Consider the following 19119-nt stretch of genomic DNA (forward strand, 5'->3'; position numbering starts at 1 on the left):
CGGGGTGGAGCAGCCCGGTAGCTCGTCGGGCTCATAACCCGAAGGCCGCAGGTTCAAATCCTGCCCCCGCAATTTATCCCCAAAAAGTGAAGAGATGCTTTGCAGCATATTCCGATTACTTTCCGGGGACCCCATAAAGGCCGTGGAACCGTGGTGTAGAGGCCTAACATGCCTGCCTGTCACGCAGGAGATCGCGGGTTCGAATCCCGTCGGTTCCGCCATTTTATATTTGCACTGTTTTCTCATAAGTGATATAGTTAGGCTCGGTAGCTCAGTCGGTAGAGCAGAGGACTGAAAATCCTCGTGTCGGCGGTTCGATTCCGTCCCGAGCCACCATGTAATTTTATAAGTATAAAAGCCGGTGTAGCTCAATTGGTAGAGCAACTGACTTGTAATCAGTAGGTTGGGGGTTCAAGTCCTCTCGCCGGCACCATTTTCGGAGGCTTAGTGAAGTGGCTAAACACGGCAGACTGTAAATCTGCTCTCTACGAGTTCGGTGGTTCGAATCCATCAGCCTCCACCATTTTAGGGGCATAGTTTAAAGGTAGAACAACGGTCTCCAAAACCGTTGGTGTGGGTTCAATTCCTGCTGCCCCTGCCAATTAAATTTTATAATGAATATGGCGACCGTGGCGAAGGGGTTAACGCACCGGATTGTGGTTCCGGCATTCGTGGGTTCGAGACCCATCGGTCGCCCATTATTTCATTGTAATCTTTCTATAAAGAACTATACATTATGGCGATCGTGGCGAAGGGGTTAACGCACCGGATTGTGGTTCCGGCATTCGTGGGTTCGAGACCCATCGGTCGCCCCATAGTTTTTTATTATGTTGGGGATTAGCCAAGCGGTAAGGCAACGGACTTTGACTCCGTCATGCATAGGTTCGAATCCTATATCCCCAGCCAGTTATGCGGACGTGGCTCAGCGGTAGAGCATCGCCTTGCCAAGGCGAGGGTCGCGGGTTCGATTCCCGTCGTCCGCTCCAATAATTTTATGGCGCCATAGCCAAGTGGTAAGGCACAGCTCTGCAAAAGCTTTATCCCCAGTTCGAATCTGGGTGGCGCCTCCATTACAATCTCATATGCGCCCTTAGCTCAGCTGGATAGAGCGTTTGACTACGAATCAAAAGGCCAGGAGTTCGAATCTCTTAGGGCGCGTATTATTCTTTACTTGCTGGTGTGGCGGAATGGCAGACGCGGCGGACTCAAAATCCGCTTCCGGCGACGGAGTGGGGGTTCAAGTCCCTTCACCAGCATAATGCTTTAAAAAGCACTTTATCTGAACAATCAGATGAAGTGTTTTTTTGTTGGTTGGAGTCCATCTGAATAATGAAATGAATAAATTTACATTCCATTGTTGTATGCATTAAAAAATAAACAATATGTAAATAAACTTATTGTATAATATAGAAAAAATAAAAACCGATTGGGGGCTTGCTGATTGAAAGACATCCTCACGACCACCCGCCTAGTAGCACCTGGCAAATCTTTTAATCCATTCGTTTTGAAAACGCTTCAACTACACGTAACAGCAGACTTATGCCATCTAGCGTTGTTACCTGCTGAAACGGAGGTTCATTCTTCATGAAGAAAACATGGCTGCTTGGATTCGGATTTTTCAGTATCAGTATCACCTGGGCACTGTATAATGCATTTGTACCTTTCTTTCTGGATTCATATATCCACAAAGCTTCATTAATTGGTTTTATGATGACCATCGATAATTACTTTGCTTTATTTTTGCAGCCATGGATTGGTAACCTGAGCGATAAGACAAATACCCGCTTTGGCAGGCGTATGCCGTTTATGATCATCGGAATGCCACTCGCCGCCGTGTTTGTGATTTTAATACCATTTCATACGAGCTTTATTACATTAGTTCTCTTCATGATGCTGATGAACTTGTCCATGAGCGTGTACAGATCGCCTACGGTCGCCCTAATGCCGGATATCACTCCGGATCATCAGCGTACGAAGGCAAACGGAATTATTAACTTCATGGGCGGTTTTGGCGGTATTTTGGCTTTTGGAGCCGGTTCGATGTTATATGGAGCGAATCCAGCCTTTCCTTTTATCGCAGCAGCTGTCATCACATTGATTTGCTTGTTTATATTGGTGAGATTCATCAAAGAAAAAAGAGATGTCATCGTATCGGTTCCTGCGGAAAAGCAGTCGAGAATCAAGCTGCGGGGGGAGTTGGACCGTACGACGGTGCTGCTGCTCATCGCGATCTTTTTCTGGTTCGTCTCCTATCAAGGGGTCGAGGCGATGTTTACCTTATACGGTAAGCACTACATGGGATTATCAGAACAGGCGTCCGGATTCTCACTCACGTTCTTTTCATTATTTTTCGTGCTGTTTGCGATTCCAAGCGGCTGGCTCGGCAACCGGTATGGTAAACGTAAAATTATTATCTTCGGTGTTATCGGATTGTTTCTTGTGTTTGCGGCCATTCCTCTGGCGAAAACCGTGCTGCTTCTCCGTATTATGCTTGCCTTGGGCGGCATGTGCTGGGCTTTGATCAACATCAATTCCTACCCGTTTGTGGTATCCATCGGCAGCGAAACGAGTATTGGAACGCGAACGGGTCTGTACTATCTGGTATCATCACTCGCAGCCATTGCTTCACCTCCACTGCTGGGTTGGATCATCGATCAGTTTGGATACGGTTCTTTGTTCATCTATGCATCAAGTGGTATGCTGGTCGCGCTCTTGTTCATTTTCCTGGTGAAGCATAATGGAAAAAGCGCTGCCGTTCCAAAGGAAACGATTCAGGCGAATGTTTAATGGGAGTTCAGTAGGCAGAATACTATAGCCGTTGAAGAGCGCATGGAGGATATCCAGCGCTCTTTTTGCGCGTGTAGGGCATAGTGCATGGGAGAGGTACATAGTGAATAAACACCGGATAGCCTTAAGTCTGAAGAGTTCCCCGACTAAGGTCTAGGATGAAAAACCGTCTGCAGTCTGTTTTGGAAAGAGGCAGAACCACCTAAAATAAAGACATAAGGTTGATGCAATGAAAGGAAGTGAGAAATGCATGAAAAAACGCAACAACGGAACAGCAATCGTATTAATCGCTATTGGGGCTTTGATGCTCTTCGGATTGTTCGCACCACTGTTTGGTAAACTGATTGGTCTGCTTTTCCCGATTCTGATGATCGTCCTTGGCTATTACGGAATTCGTAGAGGCAGAGTGTTAATCGGAACCATCATCCTAGCGTTCGGTGTTTTATCGCTGCTGGCGAAACTGTCCTGGTTCATCGGACCGCTGCTCGGTATCGCGCTAGTGATTTTCGGAATCTCCCTTCTGAAGGGGAAAAGAAATTCCTACTAACATAAATAACTTCTATGAAGGAAAAAACGAATAAGGAGGGGCTACACAAAATGAGTGTTTTTCGTCGGGTGAGGGATATCACCGCAGCTAATTTAAATGAACGTTTGGAGCAAAGTCAGGATCCGGTGCGATTGATCGATCAGTTTCTGGCAACTACACGGGATGACATCGTCGAAGCAGAAAAGCTTGTACAGCAGTCCTCAGCACATATGAGACAGCTGAAGCAGCAGGTTGATCAGGCGGAATCGATGAAAAGCAAACGTGAAGAGCAAGCGCTGCTGGCCTTAAAGGCCGGAGAGGATCATCTCGCCAAGCTGGCTTTGCAGGAAAAGATCATTTATGAAGAAAAGCTGGACCAGTACAGCGAACTGCTGAATACAACCAGAAAGTCTTTGATCGATCTGGAAAGCCAACTGAATGACCTGAAAATGGAGTATCAAACCGTATATAACAAACGTCAATACTATGCGGCACGCATGGAGACGCTTCGGCTTCAGCAGCGTATGAACCAACGGATGGACGGCTACGGCAGCGGTCAGGACGTACCTAAAATGTTCAACCGCCTGGAAGACCGGATATCTGATTGGGAGCTCGAAGCTCAAAGCCTGCGCGATCTGCGCCGCATGGGTCAACAGTACTTAGACCAGGCCAGTGATACGGTATCTGGTATTTTGGAAAAGGAACTGGCCCGTTTGAAACAAAAGCTGAATAACAGCGGAAAGGAGTAACAGCATGAGTAAACTCTACCGTTCGACCCGAGATAAGATGGTAACAGGGCTTTGCGGCGGATTGTCGGAGACAATAGGCATGGATTCAACACTGCTGCGGATTCTGTTTGTCATCTCCATATTCTTCACCGGTGGAACGACGCTGTTCATCTATTTCATCGCATCCCTGGTGGTTCCGAAAGAGCCTGTACCTCCATACAATCCGTACGGACATGGTCCTGGCCCCGGAGCAGGCGGCTATTATGGCGGCCAGCCCGGCAACGGCAATTATTACGGAGGAAACGGCAGCAACAGCGGCCCTTCCTTTGATCCAAGAACCAAATATAACGATCCTTCTTTTGGCAGTAGACCTGCTGGAGGTTTCTCCTCCCAAGCATCCAATCTGGATGCCATGATGGAAGATATCGAAAAGAAAGCTATGAAGAAAGAACTTGAAGATCTGAAGAAAAAACTGTCTCAATATGAGAAGGGAGAAGTGTAAAACATGGGAGTATTTAAAAGACTGAAAGATATGACAAAGGCGTCGGTAAATGAATTGTTGGATAAGGTAGAGGATCCGATTGTAATGCTTAATCAATATCTCCGCGATATGGAGGCTGAAATTCACGAAGCTGAGGTAACCGTTGCAAAGCAAATGGCTAATGAGCGCCGCATGAAGCAGCGTGTTGAAGAAGCGGAGAAAATGTCCGTACAGCGTGAGGCTCAAGCTGAGCTGGCTCTGAAGAACGGTCAGGAAGAAGTAGCCCGCAAGCTTTTGGAAGAAAAGATTTACTTCGATCAAAAGATTTCGGAATACCGCGATCTCCATGTGCAGTCCGAAACCCAAGCTAAGGAATTGGTGCAGCAGCTGCATGACATGAAAGATGAATTCTACAAAATGCGCAATAAACGCAATGAATTGGTTACCCGCGCACAAATGGCAAAGGCCAAGAAGCAAATGTCCCAAATCAACAGCCTGCATACCATTGAAGGCGGCGGCGCATCTCTTGGATTCCATCGCATGGAAGAAAAAATCATGCAGCTGGAAGCTGAAGCCGATGTTATGCGTGCCCCTTACCGTCCGGCAGCCAGCACATTCACGAGCCCGGTTGACGCTGAGAAGCAATTGAAGGTGGAAGAACAGCTGAACGCTTTGAAAAGCAAAATGAACCCTTCAAGCAGCGCCTCCAAAACAACGAAAGAATAAGTATATTCAAGATATCGGACAATATGATATGCTATACAGAATGAAGTGAAGTAAACGGTTCTTCACCTCATTCTGTGCTATACAGAATGAAGTGAAGTAAACAGATCTTCATCTCATTCTGTGCTATACGGAATGGAATAAAGATAGCGAATTCTTTCGTTCAGTCGATCTGAAAAGAGGAGAGCCATATTGGTGGATTGTGCACCATATGGCTTTTCCGACCTTTACTATAAGTGTAACAAGACATCACAAGGAGGTGCGGCATGGAAAAAAGAAATCGCATCATTGCGCTTATACTTATCGGCATTGGCCTTCTCATGCTGTTCGGCAAGTGGTTCGGCTTCTTTACCATCGTCGCACTCTTGTTCTTGTTAATGGGAATCTATACAATACGTAGCGGTAAGGTGAAGAGAGGCTATCGATTGCTGGCCGTCGGTGCCATTTTGCTGCTGCTTGATCATCTGATGATGGTGTTGGGTATTGCGCTTCTGTCACTTGGTTTCTTTTTTATCAAGGCGAAAAAGGTTCAGCCGAAGGAAGGTTTCATGCAAAAGCAGAACTTTTCCTCTCATTTTGACTGGGATCAGCAGCCCTGGGTGATGCGCAGCATGAGTGTATGGCATGTGCTTGGAGAAGCGGATCTTGATTTGTCACTGGCTATGCCGGAGGATCATCAAACCGTGATGATGTTTCAAGGGATTATGGGGGATATGGATCTCAATATTCCGGAATATTACGGGGTGGAGATTGAGGCGTTTGTCCTGTTTGGTTCCATTGAGTTCCGGGGACAACGTGACAATGGCATGATGAACCGTTTGAACTGGAAATCACCGAATTATGACACCAGCGACCAAAAAGTGAAATTTATTGTTTCTTATCTCATTGGAGATTTGGATATTAATATATCATAGAGAGTAGGGGGTTCCCCGCATGAAATCAAAGAAGCCGGTTAATATGGTCTCCCGGAGCATGGGCGAGGGGGCCCTTCTTTCTTTTATTTTGCTGTTTATTATTTTTTATGTGATGTATACATATGGATATTTGGCACCTTTTGACTCCTGGACGAGAGTGGTACAGGCCGTTACGACCTTGATTATCGTACCAGTGGGCATTGGGGCTATATACGGCTTTTATCAGAGTTATCGTACGAAAAGAAGACTCGAGCTGCTGCGGGAGACGCTGTTATCCTGGGAAAAGGGGAATTTAACACGTGATGTTCCCGAGCTTGGAGTGGACGAAGTGGGCCGGCTTGGCGAACAATTGGGACGGATCAGCAAGAAATGGGAGGAGCAGGTCACTTCGCTCCAGCGCCTGTCCACCAATAACGCTCAGCTAGCTGAACAGGCAAGAGTGTCTGCAATCGTGGAGGAACGGCAGCGCCTTGCCCGAGAGCTGCATGATGCGGTATCACAGCAGCTGTTTGCGATATCGATGACGGCGACAGCTGTGGGGAGAACGCTGGTTAAGGATTTTGATAAGGCACAACGTCAGGTTGCCTTGATTGAGGAAATGGCTGCTGTGGCGCAGTCGGAGATGAGAGCGCTCCTGCTGCATTTACGGCCGGTGTACCTTGAAGGTAAGCCGCTCGAGCAGGGCTTGAAAGAACTGGTTAAAGAGCTTAAGGTTAAGGTACCGATGGATATCGTGTTTGAGATGGATGAGGGCATTCAACTGATGAAAGGAATCGAGAATCATCTGTTCCGAATCATTCAAGAGGCTATGTCTAACACGCTGCGGCATGCCAAGGCAGAAAAAATGGAAATCCGGATTCAACAGAAGCATGAAACCGTATGGGTGATGCTGCGTGATGACGGGCAGGGATTTGAGCTGGATGAGAAAAAACAGGCTTCTTACGGCCTTTCGAATATGCAGGAACGGGTGAATGAAATTGGCGGTTCGATTCAATTCATTACAGCTCCCGGTAAAGGAACGCGGATCGAAATTACGATTCCGATCGTAAATGAAGAAAAGGGAGGGGATGAGGAACATGGAGGAATTGGAAAAGCCGGCAATTAAGGTGCTGCTTGTGGATGATCATGAAATGGTACGCATCGGCTTGGCGGCTGTCCTTGGTACGGAAGAGGGGATCGAGGTCGTGGGCGAGGCTGGCAGCGGCGAGGAAGGCATCCGTCTGGCTGATGAATATAAGCCTGATGTCGTGCTGATGGATCTGGTCATGGACGGAATGGATGGGATTGAAGCAACAAGACAGCTGCTCAAGCTTTATCCTGATTGTAAGGTTATCGTGCTGACCAGCTATCTGGATGACGAGAAGATGTACCCCGTGATTGAAGCAGGCGCCTTCAGTTATCTGCTGAAAACATCGAGAGCAAGTGAGATTGCAGAGGCAATCCGCGCTGCAGCACGCGGACAGTCTGTTTTGGAATCCCAGGTTGCCTCCAAAATGATGAATCGGTTTCGTCATGCGGAGACGGAGGCACCTGCTCATAAGGAGCTTACAGAGCGTGAGATGGACGTACTGAAACTGGTCGCAAAGGGGAAATCCAATCAGGAAATCGCTGATGATCTGATCATTGGCATTAAGACGGTCAAGTTTCACGTCACGAATATCCTCGCCAAGCTGGGTGTGGATGACCGGACTCAAGCCGCGATTTACGCTTATAAAAACGGACTTGCCGAATAAAGTGGTTTCATTGCTCAAAAAAATGCACCCGTTGCCTGCCAACCGGGGGACCTGAGAAGGGATCCTGGGGAAGCTGCAGCGGGTGCATTTTATGTTTTAGATTAAAAAGAGCAGCGCAAGCAAACCAAGACTCAGGGCAAGACCGGAACCAAAGCCGAAGCCATAGCCGTAAGACGGATAACCGTACCCATATCCATATCCATAAGGAGGGTATAATGCGCGAACTTGGGCTTTGGGCGCAGGCTTTTTACTCTTGGCCGCGTTCGGACGTTTTTTGGTTGTTTTGACATTGGCGGCATGCAATGCCGTTTCTTCTTCACCATTCAATATGATGTGACCATCTTTGCAATGCGTTAACTTTCCGATGTAGGTTCTGCCGTCATGTGTACATGCCAGCACCATTTTGCCGCGATGCTGAAGGATGTTATCCTCTGAAAGGGGGTAAACAGGGATCATGTAAAAGGTCAATCCTCCCTCTTATATTTTTGTTATCAATGTATTCACGATTAGGCTTATGGGTCATGGTCATTCACCCAATTATCCGTGCCACATCTAAGGTATAAAAGTCTCTGAACCCGGACATCCTTTTTAGTAGATTGATAGTTTAGGGTCGAGGGGATGGATAGGGTATGAAGGCAGCAGCTAAATGGACGGGCGTTGGGTTGGTATGTATGACCTTATTGGGATGCATGCTGGGATATTTCTGGAACGGAATGACAACAGCAGAAGCCAAGGCTGAGCATGATGAGCTGCGTACGCTGCTTGACCTCGGGAACCAAGTGGTGGATCAGCCGGTACGTGTCGTTGTAAAATGGCAGGGCTCATGGGATGGAAGCGGGGGAGAGGGTGCCGAAGCAGCTGCCCAGAAATTATCCCAATCACTTCAACTGTCACCTATAAGTGAACTGATGGAGAACGGACACACAACCTACCGGGTTATCGACGAAAAAAATGCGGTAAATATACGTTTTAACTGGCAGGAGATTTCCGCTGATCAAAGTTACGTTATTATCCAATTAGAGGCCGGGGATCCCGCGCAATGGAGCAATCTCTCCGATTTGCAAGAGCAATACGGCCAGAAAATGCGTGATTCAGGCATTGAAGCTGAATGGAATGCATCCTTACAGGGAAACGCTAATGATCATGATAAAGTAAAGGCTGCAGATACGATGAATCGTATTGAAGGCAGTCTGCAAAATACAATGGAAGCTGTTCAAAAAGAAACCTATGCGGACGCTACAACGGTAAGTAATGCGTACCAAGTGCCATCTCTCACCTCGCGTGTAAGAAGTGAAAACACATGGCTGAACATGCAGGTAGCTGTCCATGAGGATGATATGAGCGGGAAAAACCGCGTCACCATTGGGCTCCCAATGATCACGATCGAATATTGAAATAAGGGATTCTTTTTGTAAAGAATGGTCATAATATCTGAGTATTTTTGTAAGAAAACTAATAGCATCATTTTCATGAATATGCTAAAATGACGTAACATCATTTTTAAGATTATAGAATGTATCGTTTTCAGCGGAGCTGAATCATCTATAATCGCTAGAAAATGCTTGTACCTGTAGGAGTGCGGGTATCAATTCCTTTTTTGTATAAAAAAATACACTATACTATATAGGAAAGAATGAGGGCCATGGCTGAAAATCAAAATTTGGAAATGTTGCAAACACCAGGCGCTGTATTTTTTATTTTTGGAGCAACCGGGGATTTGGCTAAACGCAAGCTGTTTCCGGCGATCTATAGTTTATACCGTGAAGGTAAGCTGGCTGAGGACTTTGCCGTTATCGGCGTGGCGCGGCGTCCGCGTACACAGGAAGAATTCCGTGAGGATATTTATAACTCCATACAGGAATTTTGCCGGTACAAAGCGGAGAATAACGAAGATTTCAAATCATTTGCACAGCATTTTGAATATAAATCCCTGGATATCAACAATGTGGATGGCTTCCGTGAACTGAACGAACAAACCGTCGCGTTGGAAGAATGTTTTCATATCCCAGGCAACCGTATTTTCTACCTGGCACTTGCTCCTGAACTGTTCGGCAGCGTGTCCTTTAACCTGCAAAAAGGCGGCATGCTGGAAGGTGATGGCTGGCAGCGCCTTGTTATCGAGAAACCTTTCGGTTACGATCTGAAATCGGCTGAAGAGCTGAATGAACAAATCCGTCAGGTATTTAAGGAAGAAGAGATTTACCGGATTGACCATTACCTCGGTAAGGAAATGGTTCAAAACATCGAAGTGATTCGTTTCGCGAATGCTTTCTTTGAACCGCTATGGAACAATAAGCATATTTCAAACATACAAATCACTCTCGGTGAAACCGTCGGTGTTGAAGAACGCGGCGGATATTATGATCATGCCGGGGCACTGCGTGATATGGGACAAAACCATATGCTGCAAATGCTCACGATGGTCGCTATGGAGCCGCCTAGCCGTCTGCTACCGGAGGATATCCGTGATGAGAAGGTGAAAGTTCTTCGCTCACTCCGTCCTTATGCCAATGGGGAAGAAGTGAAGAAAAACGTTGTCCGCGGACAATATGTACAGGGCAGTTCACGTGGTCGCGATTTACCGGCTTACCGCGATGAAGATAAAGTGGATCCACAGTCCAATACCGAAACATACTTTATGGCTCGTGTATTCGTGGATAACTTCCGCTGGGCAGGTGTACCGTTCTACATCCGTACCGGCAAGAGACTTCCAGTCAAAACAACCGAAATCGTTGTTGAATTCCAAGGCATGCCGAATAATGTCTATCTTGGGCAAAAGCATAAGCTTGAACCCAACCTCTTGGTTATCCGTGTCAATCCGATGGAAGGCATTTATGTGAAGATCAATGCGAAGAAACCGGGTTCCGAGTCCGAAATTGAGCCGCTGGCAATGGATTTCTGCCAAAGCTGCATGGTAGGCATCAATTCACCGGAAGCATATGAGCGACTGCTGCATGATGCGGCACGCGGAGATTCGACATATTTCACCCGTTGGGACGAGGTTGCCTCGGCATGGTCCTTCGTGGACCGCATTGCGCAAGCCTGGAAGCAGGATGCTGAAGGACCTTGCCATTATCCAGCAGGTTCATGGGGTCCTAAAGAAGCCGATCAATTGCTTGCTGAGGATGGCTTTCACTGGTGGCCGGTCAACGGACAAGATGAAGACAACGTGGTTTGGCAGCTGAATAAATAATATATTACCGGGAGGTCTAACAGGCGCCATGAGACATGAAATGATGTTGATTGCGAGGCCTGCTGCAGCTTTCCGACTAGATCCGCCTTAGGTTTTCACTACCCGACATGAATATGAAAATAAATCATCCTCATGCAGCTCTTGCATGGGGGTGATTTGCGTATGGATTGTGGTACAATAATAGACATGACTTTAGTTATGAAGGGAATAGTGAAATGAGCAAAGCGATAGATCAGGCCTTGCAGCAGGAAGTTGAAAAGCGAAGAACATTCGCAATCATTTCCCATCCGGATGCGGGTAAAACAACATTGACAGAAAAGCTGCTGCTATTCGGGGGAGCTATCCGGTTAGCCGGTACAGTAAAAGCCCGTAAAGCCAGCAAGCATGCAACCAGTGACTGGATGGAAATCGAGAAACAGCGGGGGATCTCGGTAACTTCTTCCGTGATGCAGTTTGATTATATGGGTCATCGCATCAACATTCTGGATACACCGGGTCACCAAGACTTCAGTGAAGACACCTATCGTACGTTGACGGCTGCCGACAGTGCAGTCATGCTGATTGACGTTGCCAAAGGTGTCGAAGCACAGACCATTAAGCTGTTCCAGGTATGTGCGAAGCGCGGGATTCCGATTTTTACATTCATCAATAAATTGGACCGTGAAGGGCGTAACCCGTTTGAGCTGATGGAAGAGCTTGAGCAGGTTCTCGGTATCCGCTCTGTTCCAATGAACTGGCCGATTGGTACAGGACGCGAATTATGCGGCGTGTACGACCGTATGAAAAACCAGGTGGAGCTTTTCCAAGGCAACGACCATTCCACGATTAAAGTGCAAAAGGTTGAAGACTACAATGATTCGGTTATTCGTGAAATGGCCGGAGAGTACCTGCATGATCAGCTGTGCCAAGATCTTGAGCTGCTGGACGTAGCGGGCGATCCTTTTGACATGGATAAAGTCCTTAAAGGTGAATTGACACCAGTCTTCTTCGGAAGCGCGATTAATAACTTCGGTGTGCAGACGTTCCTTGAGAACTTCCTGCAGCTGGCACCGAAACCACAGCCGCGCACCAGTACCGCTGGCGTGATTGAGCCTTCGGATGAGAAGTTCTCCGGATATGTTTTCAAGATCCAGGCGAACATGAACCCGGCTCACCGCGACCGGATCGCTTTTATGCGGATCGTGTCCGGTAAGTTCCAGCGCGGCATGAGTGTGAAGCATATTCGTGTGGGCAAGGATATCAAGCTATCGCAGCCGCAGCAGTTCCTGGCACAGGACCGGGATATCGTCGAAGAGGCGTATCCGGGTGACATTATCGGTCTCTTTGACCCGGGTATTTTCCGTATTGGGGATTCGCTCAGTCAGGGTAGTGAAGTGGTATTTGATGAAATGCCAACCTTCTCACCAGAGATTTTTGCCAAGGTGACGGTTAAGAATGCACTGAAGCATAAGCAGTACCAGAAGGGGATTGATCAGCTGACAGAAGAGGGTACGATCCAAGTATTCCGTACCGTCAGCTTCGATGATACCATTCTCGGCGTTGTGGGCCAGCTCCAGTTCGAGGTATTTGAATACCGGATGAAGGGCGAATACGGCGTAGATGTACAGCTGCAGCGGATGCCATATCAGTTCGCACGCTGGATTATCGACAAGGACATCGATCCAAGCAAATTCCGGATCAATTCCACGCTGGTCAAAGATAAGAAGGGCAACTATGTCGTCCTGTTTGAAAATGAATATGCAATGCGTACGGCCATGGATAAAAATCCGAACGCCAAGTTCCTGGACACAGCTCCTTAAATATAGTAAAAACCCTTCGCGAAAGCTGCGAAGGGTTTTTTATTTTGCTAATAATCAGGTCAATGGACCAGGGGTTACCGTCTTTAGATGCTCTTGCACGATGTGGACCAGTTCATCCTGCTTTTTCGTGTCTATGTTCTTCCAGATCATTTCAAAAATAACTCCGAGCCCAGGCAGAGCCTGCTCCGGTCCATCCACCGAGCCTTCAATCATCCCGCGGAGATCCGCGTCATTGCTGCCATGCACTTTGTGAACGATGGCCTGGCGCAAATCAAGTGTAATCGGCATTATTTTCCCTCCATCCAAAAGATCATGATGCCTTCATAATGTTCCCCGTGAGGTGAACCAAAATTCAAGTTTTTTGTGCTCTGTGATATAATAATCAGGATAGACTTCTATAACCCGGGGGGTTAAAAAATGGCGAAAAAGCAGTACGCCGTCATAGGTATGGGGCGTTTCGGATTTAGTGTAGCCAACGCGCTCAGCGAAATGGGATTCGACGTCCTGGCTATTGATTCGGATGAGCAGCGTACCCAGGCGGTTTCCAATATTGTAACACATGCCGTATCGGCCGATTCCACGGACGAGGAAGCGCTGCGTGCGCTCGGTATTCGAAATTTCGATGTGGTGGTTGTTGCGATCGGTGAGGATATCCAATCGAGTATTCTGACAACGCTTATTCTCAAAGATATCGGCGTGGAGACGATTATTGTCAAGGCTCAAAACGAACTCCACGGCAAGGTTCTCAACAAAATCGGGGCAGACAAGGTTATTTATCCGGAGCGGGATATGGGCATGAGGGTTGCGCATCATCTAACTTCTCCTAATATTTTGGATTACATTGAAATTTCTGATGATTACAGCATTGTTGAAATGAAGGCTTCACAGGATATGGTTGGCAAAAACCTGAAAGAGCTGGACGTGCGCGCAAGGTTTGGCTGTAACGTCATGGCGATCAAGCGCGGAAATAAAATGAATATTTCACCGTATGCGGATGACCTGCTTGAAGAAGGCGATATTCTCGTCATTGTGGGTGAAAAAAGAGATCTGACAAAGCTGGAGCTCGCGTATCCAAAGTGATGCTACGGGCATATTAAGCTTATGAGCAAGCAAAAGGACGGTATTCATGGATATATTATCACCGCAAAATCCCCGCGCGAAGGAATGGGCGCAGCTGCTTGAGAAGAAGCACCGGGACAAGCAGCATAAATATGTAATTGAGGGCATTCATTTGGTGCAGGAAGCTCTGCGATCGGGGGCTGATCTGGAATGCGTGGCCTTTGATGTGGAGCAGGGTATTCCCTCAGAGCTCTCCTCGCAGATGGCGGGGAGAGTTACGGAAGTGGAATGGATTGGTGTGTCAGCAGCAGTCATTGCTAAGTGCTCAGATACAAAAACACCGCAGCCCGTGTTTGCGGTCGTCAGAAAACGGCCGACTGACATTGACGTGCTGCTGCAGCTGAAAAACAGTCTGGTTATCGTTCTTGATGGTGTTCAGGATCCCGGCAACGTCGGCACCATTATCCGCACGGCGGATGCAGCGGGAGCTGACGGCGTGATCATAGGACGGGGTTCGGCGGATATCTATAATCCGAAAACGATCCGGTCCACGATGGGTTCGATTTTTCATCTGCCGGTAGTGGAAGGGGATTTGCTGGAGCTGCTGCCTCAAGCTAAGGAGAATGGGGTGCGCATCATCAGTACAAGCCTGCAGGCGACATCAACCTGTTATGGGTATGATTTTACTGGACCTTCCTGGCTGCTCTTAGGCAATGAGGCAAAAGGGGTATCGGTTGAAGCGCAGAAGCTGGTGGACGACTCACTGATTATTCCGATGAAAGGCCAGGCGGAGTCACTGAATGTGGCCATGGCTTCGACGGTGATGCTGTTTGAGGCGATGCGGCAGCGGCATTATCAATAGGCCACTAACTCGCATCTGTAAACCGATATTCATTGAGTCTGTAGCTGGACTGGCTTATATTCTTAGGAGCACGAATCGAAAGGAGTCATGTAGATGACTCTTTTTTATTTTGCATAAAAACTGCATCTTACGTGTGAATTCGTAATTTTATGCATACATACCTGTAAAAGGGTCAATCAGAACACAATAGGGTATTTACTGACGTGGCCAATACAGATGGGACTAATCAATCTGAAAAAAGCTGACGCAACCTCCAGTGTTGCTTGCTATAATGGACATAATTACAAAATATTGGAGAGTGGCTGAAGTGGCAGTACAAAAGGAACATGATGTCGTTATAGACTACGGTGATCCGGCGGTCACGAACGGCGTTTCTGTATTTGATGCGGAGTTTGACGAGCTTTTTGCTTACGATGGCAACGATCTTGGCATGCGTTATGCGCCGGAAGAAACGAGATTTCGACTATGGGCTCCCATAGCTTCCGAAGCGAAGGTGGTGCTCTATCCGGTCTGGGCCTGTACGTTTGCAGAGGAGATGGAGATGACCCGGGATGTCGGGGGGACCTGGATACTTCATATTGAAGGCGATTACAAAGGCATTGGATATAAGTATAAGGTGAAAGTTGGCGAGCAGTGGAATGAGGCGGTGGACCCATACGCGGCAGCCGTTGGCATAAATGGAGACAGGGGGGCAATCTTGGACTTCTCGGCAACCGACCCGAGTCACTGGACAAAAGACAAGCCTCCTCTGCATTCTCCCGTGGACGCGGTGATCTATGAGCTGCATGTGAGGGATTTGTCCATTCATCCGGGCAGCGGGAATTCTCGTCCGGGGAAGTATCTCGGTTTGGCTGAGGAAGGGACAACGGGTCCCAATAATATACCGACAGGACTCGAACACATCCGAAGTCTTGGGGTTACTCATGTCCAATTGTTACCCGTGTATGACTTTTCAACCGAAAGTGTAGATGAATCGCGGCTGGACCTGCCTCAGTACAATTGGGGTTATGACCCGAAAAACTATAATGTTCCGGAAGGTTCATATGCGACGGATCCGAATGAACCTTCTGTGCGGATTACCGAAATGAAGCAGATGATACAGACACTTCATGATAAGGGCTTACGCGTCATTATGGATGTGGTGTATAACCATGTATATGACTGGTACCTGATTAACTTTACCAAGCTTGTCCCTGGCTATTATTTGCGTTACAAAGAGGATGGTTCTCTCTCGAACGGGGCATTTTGCGGCAATGAATTTGCTTCGGAGCGGAAAATGGGCCGCAAATTTATTGTGGATTCCATTCTTCATTGGGTAAAAGAGTACCACATTGATGGTTTCCGGTTTGATTTGATGGGTTTGATGGATATTGAAACGATGAATGAAATCCGCCAGCGTCTGGATGAAATCGATCCCTCCATCATCACCATCGGAGAGGGCTGGAACATGAATACGGTACTGATGGCTGATAAGCGGGCTAATCAGGTGAATGCCCGGCAGCTTCCGGGAATCGGACAGTTCAATGATGGATTAAGAGATGCGATCAAAGGCAGCATTTTTATTCATGAGAACAAGGGCTTTATCAGCGGTGCAAGCGGATTCGAGAATGATATCCGAAAAGGCATCGCAGGCGGAATTGAATATAACGGTAAACTGCGGCAGTTCGCCGTTGAACCTGTTCAAAGCGTAAATTATGTGGAATGCCATGATAATCATACGATGTGGGACAAGCTGGTCCTTTCGACGGAAGAGAGAACAGACGATGAACGCCAAAAGATGCATCGTTTGGGGTCGGCAATCATTTTGACAAGCCAAGGTATTCCGTTTATCCACGCAGGCCAGGAATTTATGCGGACCAAAAATGGAGTGGAAAACAGCTATAAATCACCGGATGAGGTAAACTGGCTCGATTGGGAACGCTGTGCCGCTCATTCAAGTGATGTCAGGTACATGCAGCAGATAATCCGGCTTCGGCAGGAACATCCGGCTTTCCGTTTGCGTACTGCGGCGGAGATTAGGGAACATCTTGAATTTGAGGAGACGCCAGTCGGCAGCGTGGCTTTCACGCTTCGCAATCATGCAGGAGGCGATACCTCCAAGCACTTATATGTTATCTATCACGGTAGCCCGGGTGAGAGTATTATAACACTTCCTGATTTGGGGGAATGGAGCGTTTTGTTCGGTGAAGAAGAAGTACATGAACTGCAAATGCAGCTGATGACCCTATCAGGAATCGGAATGGTTGTATTGTCTGTTGAATCATAATCAAGAGGGGCTTCTCAAGGTCTGAATGACCTTGGAAAGCCCCTCTTTTGCTTGTGAAATATGCATGGTCAAACGCCGGAGTATGCCATAAAGCCGCCGTCCACGGGGATGACCGTACCGGTGACAAATCCTGAAGTGGATTCGTCCACGAGCCAGAGCAGGGTACCAAGCAAATCTTCGGGAACACCAAACCGCCGCATTGGCGTGTGGGTGATGATTTTATGCGAACGTTCAGTGAGCGAACCATCCGCATGGGTGAGCAGTGTACGGTTCTGTTCCGTCAGGAAGAAGCCCGGAGCCATGGCATTGACGCGAATTCCGGATTCGGCCAGATGTACGGCCAGCCACTGCGTGAAATTATTAATGGCAGCTTTGGCTGCACTGTAGGCAGGTACCTTTGTCATCGGACTTACCGAGCTCATGGATGAAATATTAAGTACGGTAGCTCCCGGGCGGCCAATCATATTTTTAGCAAATATCTGTGTAGGGAGGAAAGTTCCGATAAAATTTAAATCCATGACATTCCGGAATCCCTGTACGCTGACATCAAAGAATGAGGTGATATCCGGAAGACCTTCATCACCCGTATGATAAATTTCATTCGTCGTATTCGCGCTTGGATGGTTGCCTCCCGCTCCATTGATCAGTATGTCACATCCACCAAACAGCTCGCGCACCAGTTCTTCGGCTGCTGTCACACTGTCCTTATCTGTGACATCGCAGGCGATTGCTGCAGCCGTGCCTCCTGCTGCGCGAATTTCTTCGGCAACAAGTTCCCCTTTCTGGATGGTCCGGTTCAAGATGGCTACACGGGCACCCTGGCGTCCAAGCTCCATAGCCATAGCATGGCAGAGCACGCCGGAGCCACCGGTGATAACTGCAGTTTTTCCTTTCAGAGCAGGGTGTAAGGGCAGAATACTCATACAGATCCCTCTTTCCTATGAAGGGGTTGAACTCGCTCCAGAGCATCCCATAGACCCCATAGATACATAATGCCGAGCGCGCGGTCATACAGTCCGTAACCCGGGCGGCATTCCTCGTCCCAAAGATGACGGCCGTGGTCCGGTCGGGCATAACCTTCAAAACCATTGTCGTGATAGGCTTTGACGATTCCAGTAATATCAACGGTTCCGTCTTGGGTGCGGTGGGATGTCTCGATGAAATCACCATTTTCATACACGCGGACATTACGGATGTGGGCGAAAGGAATGCGGTCATGGAACTCGTTAATCATAGACACTATGTTGTTGTCCGGATTGGCACCCAGCGAACCGCTGCACAGCGTAATACCATTGGACGGGCTGTCCACCAGCGAGAGCAGGCGGCGCAGGCTTTCCTGACCGGTAATGATGCGGGGCAGACCAAAAATCGGCCAAGGCGGATCATCCGGATGGATAGCCATTTGAATGCCGCAGCGCTCCGCAACCGGAACAACGGCTTTTAGGAAGTACGAGAGGTTCCCCCATAACTCCTCGGAAGAAACCCCTTTGTAAGCCTCGAACAGCGAGGTCAGATGCGCAAGACGTTCCGGCTCCCATCCCGGCATGGTAAGTTTGCTGTTTTGATTAATCCCTTTCACAAGCTTGAATGGATCAATATCGTTGATTTTGGATTTTTCAAAAAAGAGTGCAGTTGAACCATCATTCATAAGTTTATGTAAATCGGTACGTGCCCAATCGAAAATCGGCATGAAATTATAGCAGATCACTTTAACACCAACCTGAGCCAGCCGTTCGATCGTAGTGATGTAGTTTTGAATATATTGATCACGGCTCGGGAGACCGAGCTTAATATCTTCATGCACATTGACGCTTTCGACCACGTCCAGATGGAAGTGATAGGCTGCTGCCTGATCGCGGACCTGATTGATTTTATCCATGGGCCATGCTTCTCCAGCCGGAACATCATGCAGCGCCCATACGATACCTTCGACTCCGGGAATTTGTTTGATCTGGCCGAGCGAAACGGTGTCGTTCCCTTCGCCGAACCAGCGGAATACCATACGCATTCCTGCACCACCTTATCATGTAATGAATATCGGGATTGCC

18 protein-coding genes and 13 tRNA genes are annotated in these 19119 nt (G+C 47.9%); 27 read left to right on the forward strand and 4 right to left on the reverse strand.

The genetic code is table 11. The annotated features are described in order from the left end of the window. The 21 genes from E6W40_RS00005 to E6W40_RS00105 all read left to right on the forward strand — a co-directional run bounded on the left by E6W40_RS00005 (window position 1) and on the right by E6W40_RS00105 (window position 7892). A tRNA-Met gene (locus tag E6W40_RS00005) sits at window positions 1–72 on the forward strand. A 72-nt stretch (window positions 73–144) separates the two neighbouring features. After that, window positions 145–221: transfer RNA gene (locus tag E6W40_RS00010), tRNA-Asp, on the forward strand. A gap of 39 nt (window positions 222–260) precedes the next feature. After that, a tRNA-Phe gene (locus E6W40_RS00015) sits at window positions 261–336 on the forward strand. 21 nt (window positions 337–357) lie between these two features. Then, a tRNA-Thr gene (locus E6W40_RS00020) sits at window positions 358–433 on the forward strand. 5 nt (window positions 434–438) lie between these two features. After that, a tRNA-Tyr gene (locus tag E6W40_RS00025) sits at window positions 439–523 on the forward strand. A gap of 4 nt (window positions 524–527) precedes the next feature. Continuing rightward, window positions 528–601: transfer RNA gene (locus tag E6W40_RS00030), tRNA-Trp, on the forward strand. A gap of 22 nt (window positions 602–623) precedes the next feature. After that, a tRNA-His gene (locus E6W40_RS00035) sits at window positions 624–696 on the forward strand. A 43-nt stretch (window positions 697–739) separates the two neighbouring features. Further along, window positions 740–815 (forward strand) — tRNA-His (locus E6W40_RS00040). Window positions 816–831: 16 nt separating this feature from the next. Then, window positions 832–906, forward strand: a tRNA-Gln gene (locus tag E6W40_RS00045). A gap of 5 nt (window positions 907–911) precedes the next feature. Continuing rightward, window positions 912–986: transfer RNA gene (locus tag E6W40_RS00050), tRNA-Gly, on the forward strand. Between the two features lie 10 nt (window positions 987–996). Further along, window positions 997–1070, forward strand: a tRNA-Cys gene (locus E6W40_RS00055). 14 nt (window positions 1071–1084) lie between these two features. Continuing rightward, a tRNA-Arg gene (locus E6W40_RS00060) sits at window positions 1085–1158 on the forward strand. A gap of 15 nt (window positions 1159–1173) precedes the next feature. Continuing rightward, window positions 1174–1256: transfer RNA gene (locus E6W40_RS00065), tRNA-Leu, on the forward strand. Between the two features lie 328 nt (window positions 1257–1584). Further along, window positions 1585–2787: an SLC45 family MFS transporter gene (locus E6W40_RS00070; protein WP_136603604.1), complete on the forward strand. Its 1203-nt coding sequence runs from the start codon at window positions 1585–1587 to the stop codon at window positions 2785–2787. Between the two features lie 250 nt (window positions 2788–3037). Beyond that, on the forward strand, window positions 3038–3334 hold the full coding sequence (locus tag E6W40_RS00075; protein WP_136603605.1) for a LiaF transmembrane domain-containing protein: 297 nt from the start codon (window positions 3038–3040) through the stop codon (window positions 3332–3334). Between the two features lie 50 nt (window positions 3335–3384). After that, on the forward strand, window positions 3385–4062 hold the full coding sequence (locus E6W40_RS00080; RefSeq protein WP_136603606.1) for a PspA/IM30 family protein: 678 nt from the start codon (window positions 3385–3387) through the stop codon (window positions 4060–4062). Window positions 4063–4066: 4 nt separating this feature from the next. Then, on the forward strand, window positions 4067–4543 hold the full coding sequence (locus E6W40_RS00085; RefSeq protein WP_136603607.1) for a PspC domain-containing protein: 477 nt from the start codon (window positions 4067–4069) through the stop codon (window positions 4541–4543). A 3-nt stretch (window positions 4544–4546) separates the two neighbouring features. Beyond that, complete coding sequence (locus E6W40_RS00090) at window positions 4547–5248, forward strand: PspA/IM30 family protein (RefSeq protein WP_136603608.1); 702 nt, start codon at window positions 4547–4549, stop codon at window positions 5246–5248. A 263-nt stretch (window positions 5249–5511) separates the two neighbouring features. After that, window positions 5512–6159: a cell wall-active antibiotics response protein LiaF gene (gene liaF / locus E6W40_RS00095; RefSeq protein WP_136603609.1), complete on the forward strand. Its 648-nt coding sequence runs from the start codon at window positions 5512–5514 to the stop codon at window positions 6157–6159. 19 nt (window positions 6160–6178) lie between these two features. After that, window positions 6179–7264: a sensor histidine kinase gene (locus E6W40_RS00100; RefSeq protein ID WP_136603610.1), complete on the forward strand. Its 1086-nt coding sequence runs from the start codon at window positions 6179–6181 to the stop codon at window positions 7262–7264. Then, window positions 7236–7892 carry a response regulator transcription factor gene (locus tag E6W40_RS00105; RefSeq protein ID WP_136603611.1) on the forward strand — a complete coding sequence of 219 codons (657 nt, stop codon included), beginning with the start codon at window positions 7236–7238 and terminating at the stop codon, window positions 7890–7892. The genes E6W40_RS00100 and E6W40_RS00105 overlap by 29 nt, the downstream gene beginning before the upstream one ends. 96 nt (window positions 7893–7988) lie before the next feature. Here the strand turns inward: E6W40_RS00105 and E6W40_RS00110 are convergent, their stop codons facing one another. Then, complete coding sequence (locus E6W40_RS00110) at window positions 7989–8348, reverse strand: hypothetical protein (RefSeq protein WP_136603612.1); 360 nt, start codon at window positions 8346–8348, stop codon at window positions 7989–7991. A gap of 173 nt (window positions 8349–8521) precedes the next feature. On the opposite strand from E6W40_RS00110, the gene E6W40_RS00115 reads away from it, so the two are divergent. From E6W40_RS00115 to E6W40_RS00125, 3 genes are all read left to right on the forward strand, one after another. Continuing rightward, the gene (locus E6W40_RS00115; protein WP_136603613.1) at window positions 8522–9286 is read left to right on the forward strand and encodes a YwmB family TATA-box binding protein; all 765 of its coding nucleotides are present in this window, start codon (window positions 8522–8524) and stop codon (window positions 9284–9286) included. A 248-nt stretch (window positions 9287–9534) separates the two neighbouring features. Further along, the gene (zwf, locus tag E6W40_RS00120) at window positions 9535–11085 is read left to right on the forward strand and encodes a glucose-6-phosphate dehydrogenase (protein ID WP_136603614.1); all 1551 of its coding nucleotides are present in this window, start codon (window positions 9535–9537) and stop codon (window positions 11083–11085) included. Between the two features lie 215 nt (window positions 11086–11300). Next, window positions 11301–12884 carry a peptide chain release factor 3 gene (locus tag E6W40_RS00125; protein ID WP_136603615.1) on the forward strand — a complete coding sequence of 528 codons (1584 nt, stop codon included), beginning with the start codon at window positions 11301–11303 and terminating at the stop codon, window positions 12882–12884. 54 nt (window positions 12885–12938) lie between these two features. Here the strand turns inward: E6W40_RS00125 and sspI are convergent, their stop codons facing one another. After that, window positions 12939–13172 (reverse strand): small acid-soluble spore protein SspI, encoded by a 234-nt coding sequence (sspI, locus tag E6W40_RS00130; protein WP_136603616.1) that lies wholly within the window; start codon window positions 13170–13172, stop codon window positions 12939–12941. Window positions 13173–13301: 129 nt separating this feature from the next. Between sspI and E6W40_RS00135 the strand changes: the two genes are divergently transcribed. The 3 genes from E6W40_RS00135 to pulA all read left to right on the forward strand — a co-directional run bounded on the left by E6W40_RS00135 (window position 13302) and on the right by pulA (window position 17071). Continuing rightward, window positions 13302–13964 (forward strand): potassium channel family protein, encoded by a 663-nt coding sequence (locus E6W40_RS00135; protein WP_136603617.1) that lies wholly within the window; start codon window positions 13302–13304, stop codon window positions 13962–13964. A gap of 46 nt (window positions 13965–14010) precedes the next feature. Further along, window positions 14011–14805, forward strand: coding sequence for a TrmH family RNA methyltransferase (locus tag E6W40_RS00140; RefSeq protein WP_136603618.1), 795 nt, complete (start codon window positions 14011–14013; stop codon window positions 14803–14805). A gap of 307 nt (window positions 14806–15112) precedes the next feature. Next, on the forward strand, window positions 15113–17071 hold the full coding sequence (pulA, locus tag E6W40_RS00145) for a type I pullulanase (protein WP_136606757.1): 1959 nt from the start codon (window positions 15113–15115) through the stop codon (window positions 17069–17071). 68 nt (window positions 17072–17139) lie between these two features. Here pulA and E6W40_RS00150 read toward each other — a convergent pair whose 3' ends face one another. After that, window positions 17140–17994, reverse strand: a complete 855-nt coding sequence (locus tag E6W40_RS00150) for an SDR family oxidoreductase (RefSeq protein WP_136603619.1) — start codon at window positions 17992–17994, stop codon at window positions 17140–17142. Beyond that, a complete protein-coding gene (uxuA, locus tag E6W40_RS00155; RefSeq protein ID WP_136603620.1) occupies window positions 17991–19079 on the reverse strand; it encodes a mannonate dehydratase in 1089 nt (362 codons plus the stop codon). Before uxuA ends, E6W40_RS00150 begins: the two co-directional genes overlap by 4 nt. Window positions 19080–19119: the final 40 nt, after the last annotated feature.

It is taken from the genome of Paenibacillus dokdonensis (assembly GCF_004916975.1).
In the GTDB taxonomy this organism is placed as follows: domain Bacteria; phylum Bacillota; class Bacilli; order Paenibacillales; family Paenibacillaceae; genus Paenibacillus_AQ; species Paenibacillus_AQ dokdonensis.

Excerpts from the sequence above, each read along its gene's own strand:
- E6W40_RS00110 (WP_136603612.1), bottom strand. The coding sequence starts at position 8,348 with ATGATCCCTGTTTACCCCCTTTCAGAGGATAACATCCTTCAGCATCGC.
- E6W40_RS00135 (WP_136603617.1), top strand. The coding sequence starts at position 13,302 with ATGGCGAAAAAGCAGTACGCCGTCATAGGTATGGGGCGTTTCGGATTT.
- E6W40_RS00150 (WP_136603619.1), bottom strand. The coding sequence starts at position 17,994 with ATGAGTATTCTGCCCTTACACCCTGCTCTGAAAGGAAAAACTGCAGTT.
- liaF (WP_136603609.1), top strand. The coding sequence starts at position 5,512 with ATGGAAAAAAGAAATCGCATCATTGCGCTTATACTTATCGGCATTGGC.
- E6W40_RS00090 (WP_136603608.1), top strand. The coding sequence starts at position 4,547 with ATGGGAGTATTTAAAAGACTGAAAGATATGACAAAGGCGTCGGTAAAT.
- sspI (WP_136603616.1), bottom strand. The coding sequence starts at position 13,172 with ATGCCGATTACACTTGATTTGCGCCAGGCCATCGTTCACAAAGTGCAT.
- uxuA (WP_136603620.1), bottom strand. The coding sequence starts at position 19,079 with ATGCGTATGGTATTCCGCTGGTTCGGCGAAGGGAACGACACCGTTTCG.
- E6W40_RS00080 (WP_136603606.1), top strand. The coding sequence starts at position 3,385 with ATGAGTGTTTTTCGTCGGGTGAGGGATATCACCGCAGCTAATTTAAAT.
- E6W40_RS00100 (WP_136603610.1), top strand. The coding sequence starts at position 6,179 with ATGAAATCAAAGAAGCCGGTTAATATGGTCTCCCGGAGCATGGGCGAG.
- zwf (WP_136603614.1), top strand. The coding sequence starts at position 9,535 with ATGGCTGAAAATCAAAATTTGGAAATGTTGCAAACACCAGGCGCTGTA.
- E6W40_RS00140 (WP_136603618.1), top strand. The coding sequence starts at position 14,011 with ATGGATATATTATCACCGCAAAATCCCCGCGCGAAGGAATGGGCGCAG.
- E6W40_RS00115 (WP_136603613.1), top strand. The coding sequence starts at position 8,522 with ATGAAGGCAGCAGCTAAATGGACGGGCGTTGGGTTGGTATGTATGACC.
- E6W40_RS00105 (WP_136603611.1), top strand. The coding sequence starts at position 7,236 with ATGGAGGAATTGGAAAAGCCGGCAATTAAGGTGCTGCTTGTGGATGAT.
- E6W40_RS00075 (WP_136603605.1), top strand. The coding sequence starts at position 3,038 with ATGAAAAAACGCAACAACGGAACAGCAATCGTATTAATCGCTATTGGG.
- E6W40_RS00085 (WP_136603607.1), top strand. The coding sequence starts at position 4,067 with ATGAGTAAACTCTACCGTTCGACCCGAGATAAGATGGTAACAGGGCTT.
- E6W40_RS00125 (WP_136603615.1), top strand. The coding sequence starts at position 11,301 with ATGAGCAAAGCGATAGATCAGGCCTTGCAGCAGGAAGTTGAAAAGCGA.
- E6W40_RS00070 (WP_136603604.1), top strand. The coding sequence starts at position 1,585 with ATGAAGAAAACATGGCTGCTTGGATTCGGATTTTTCAGTATCAGTATC.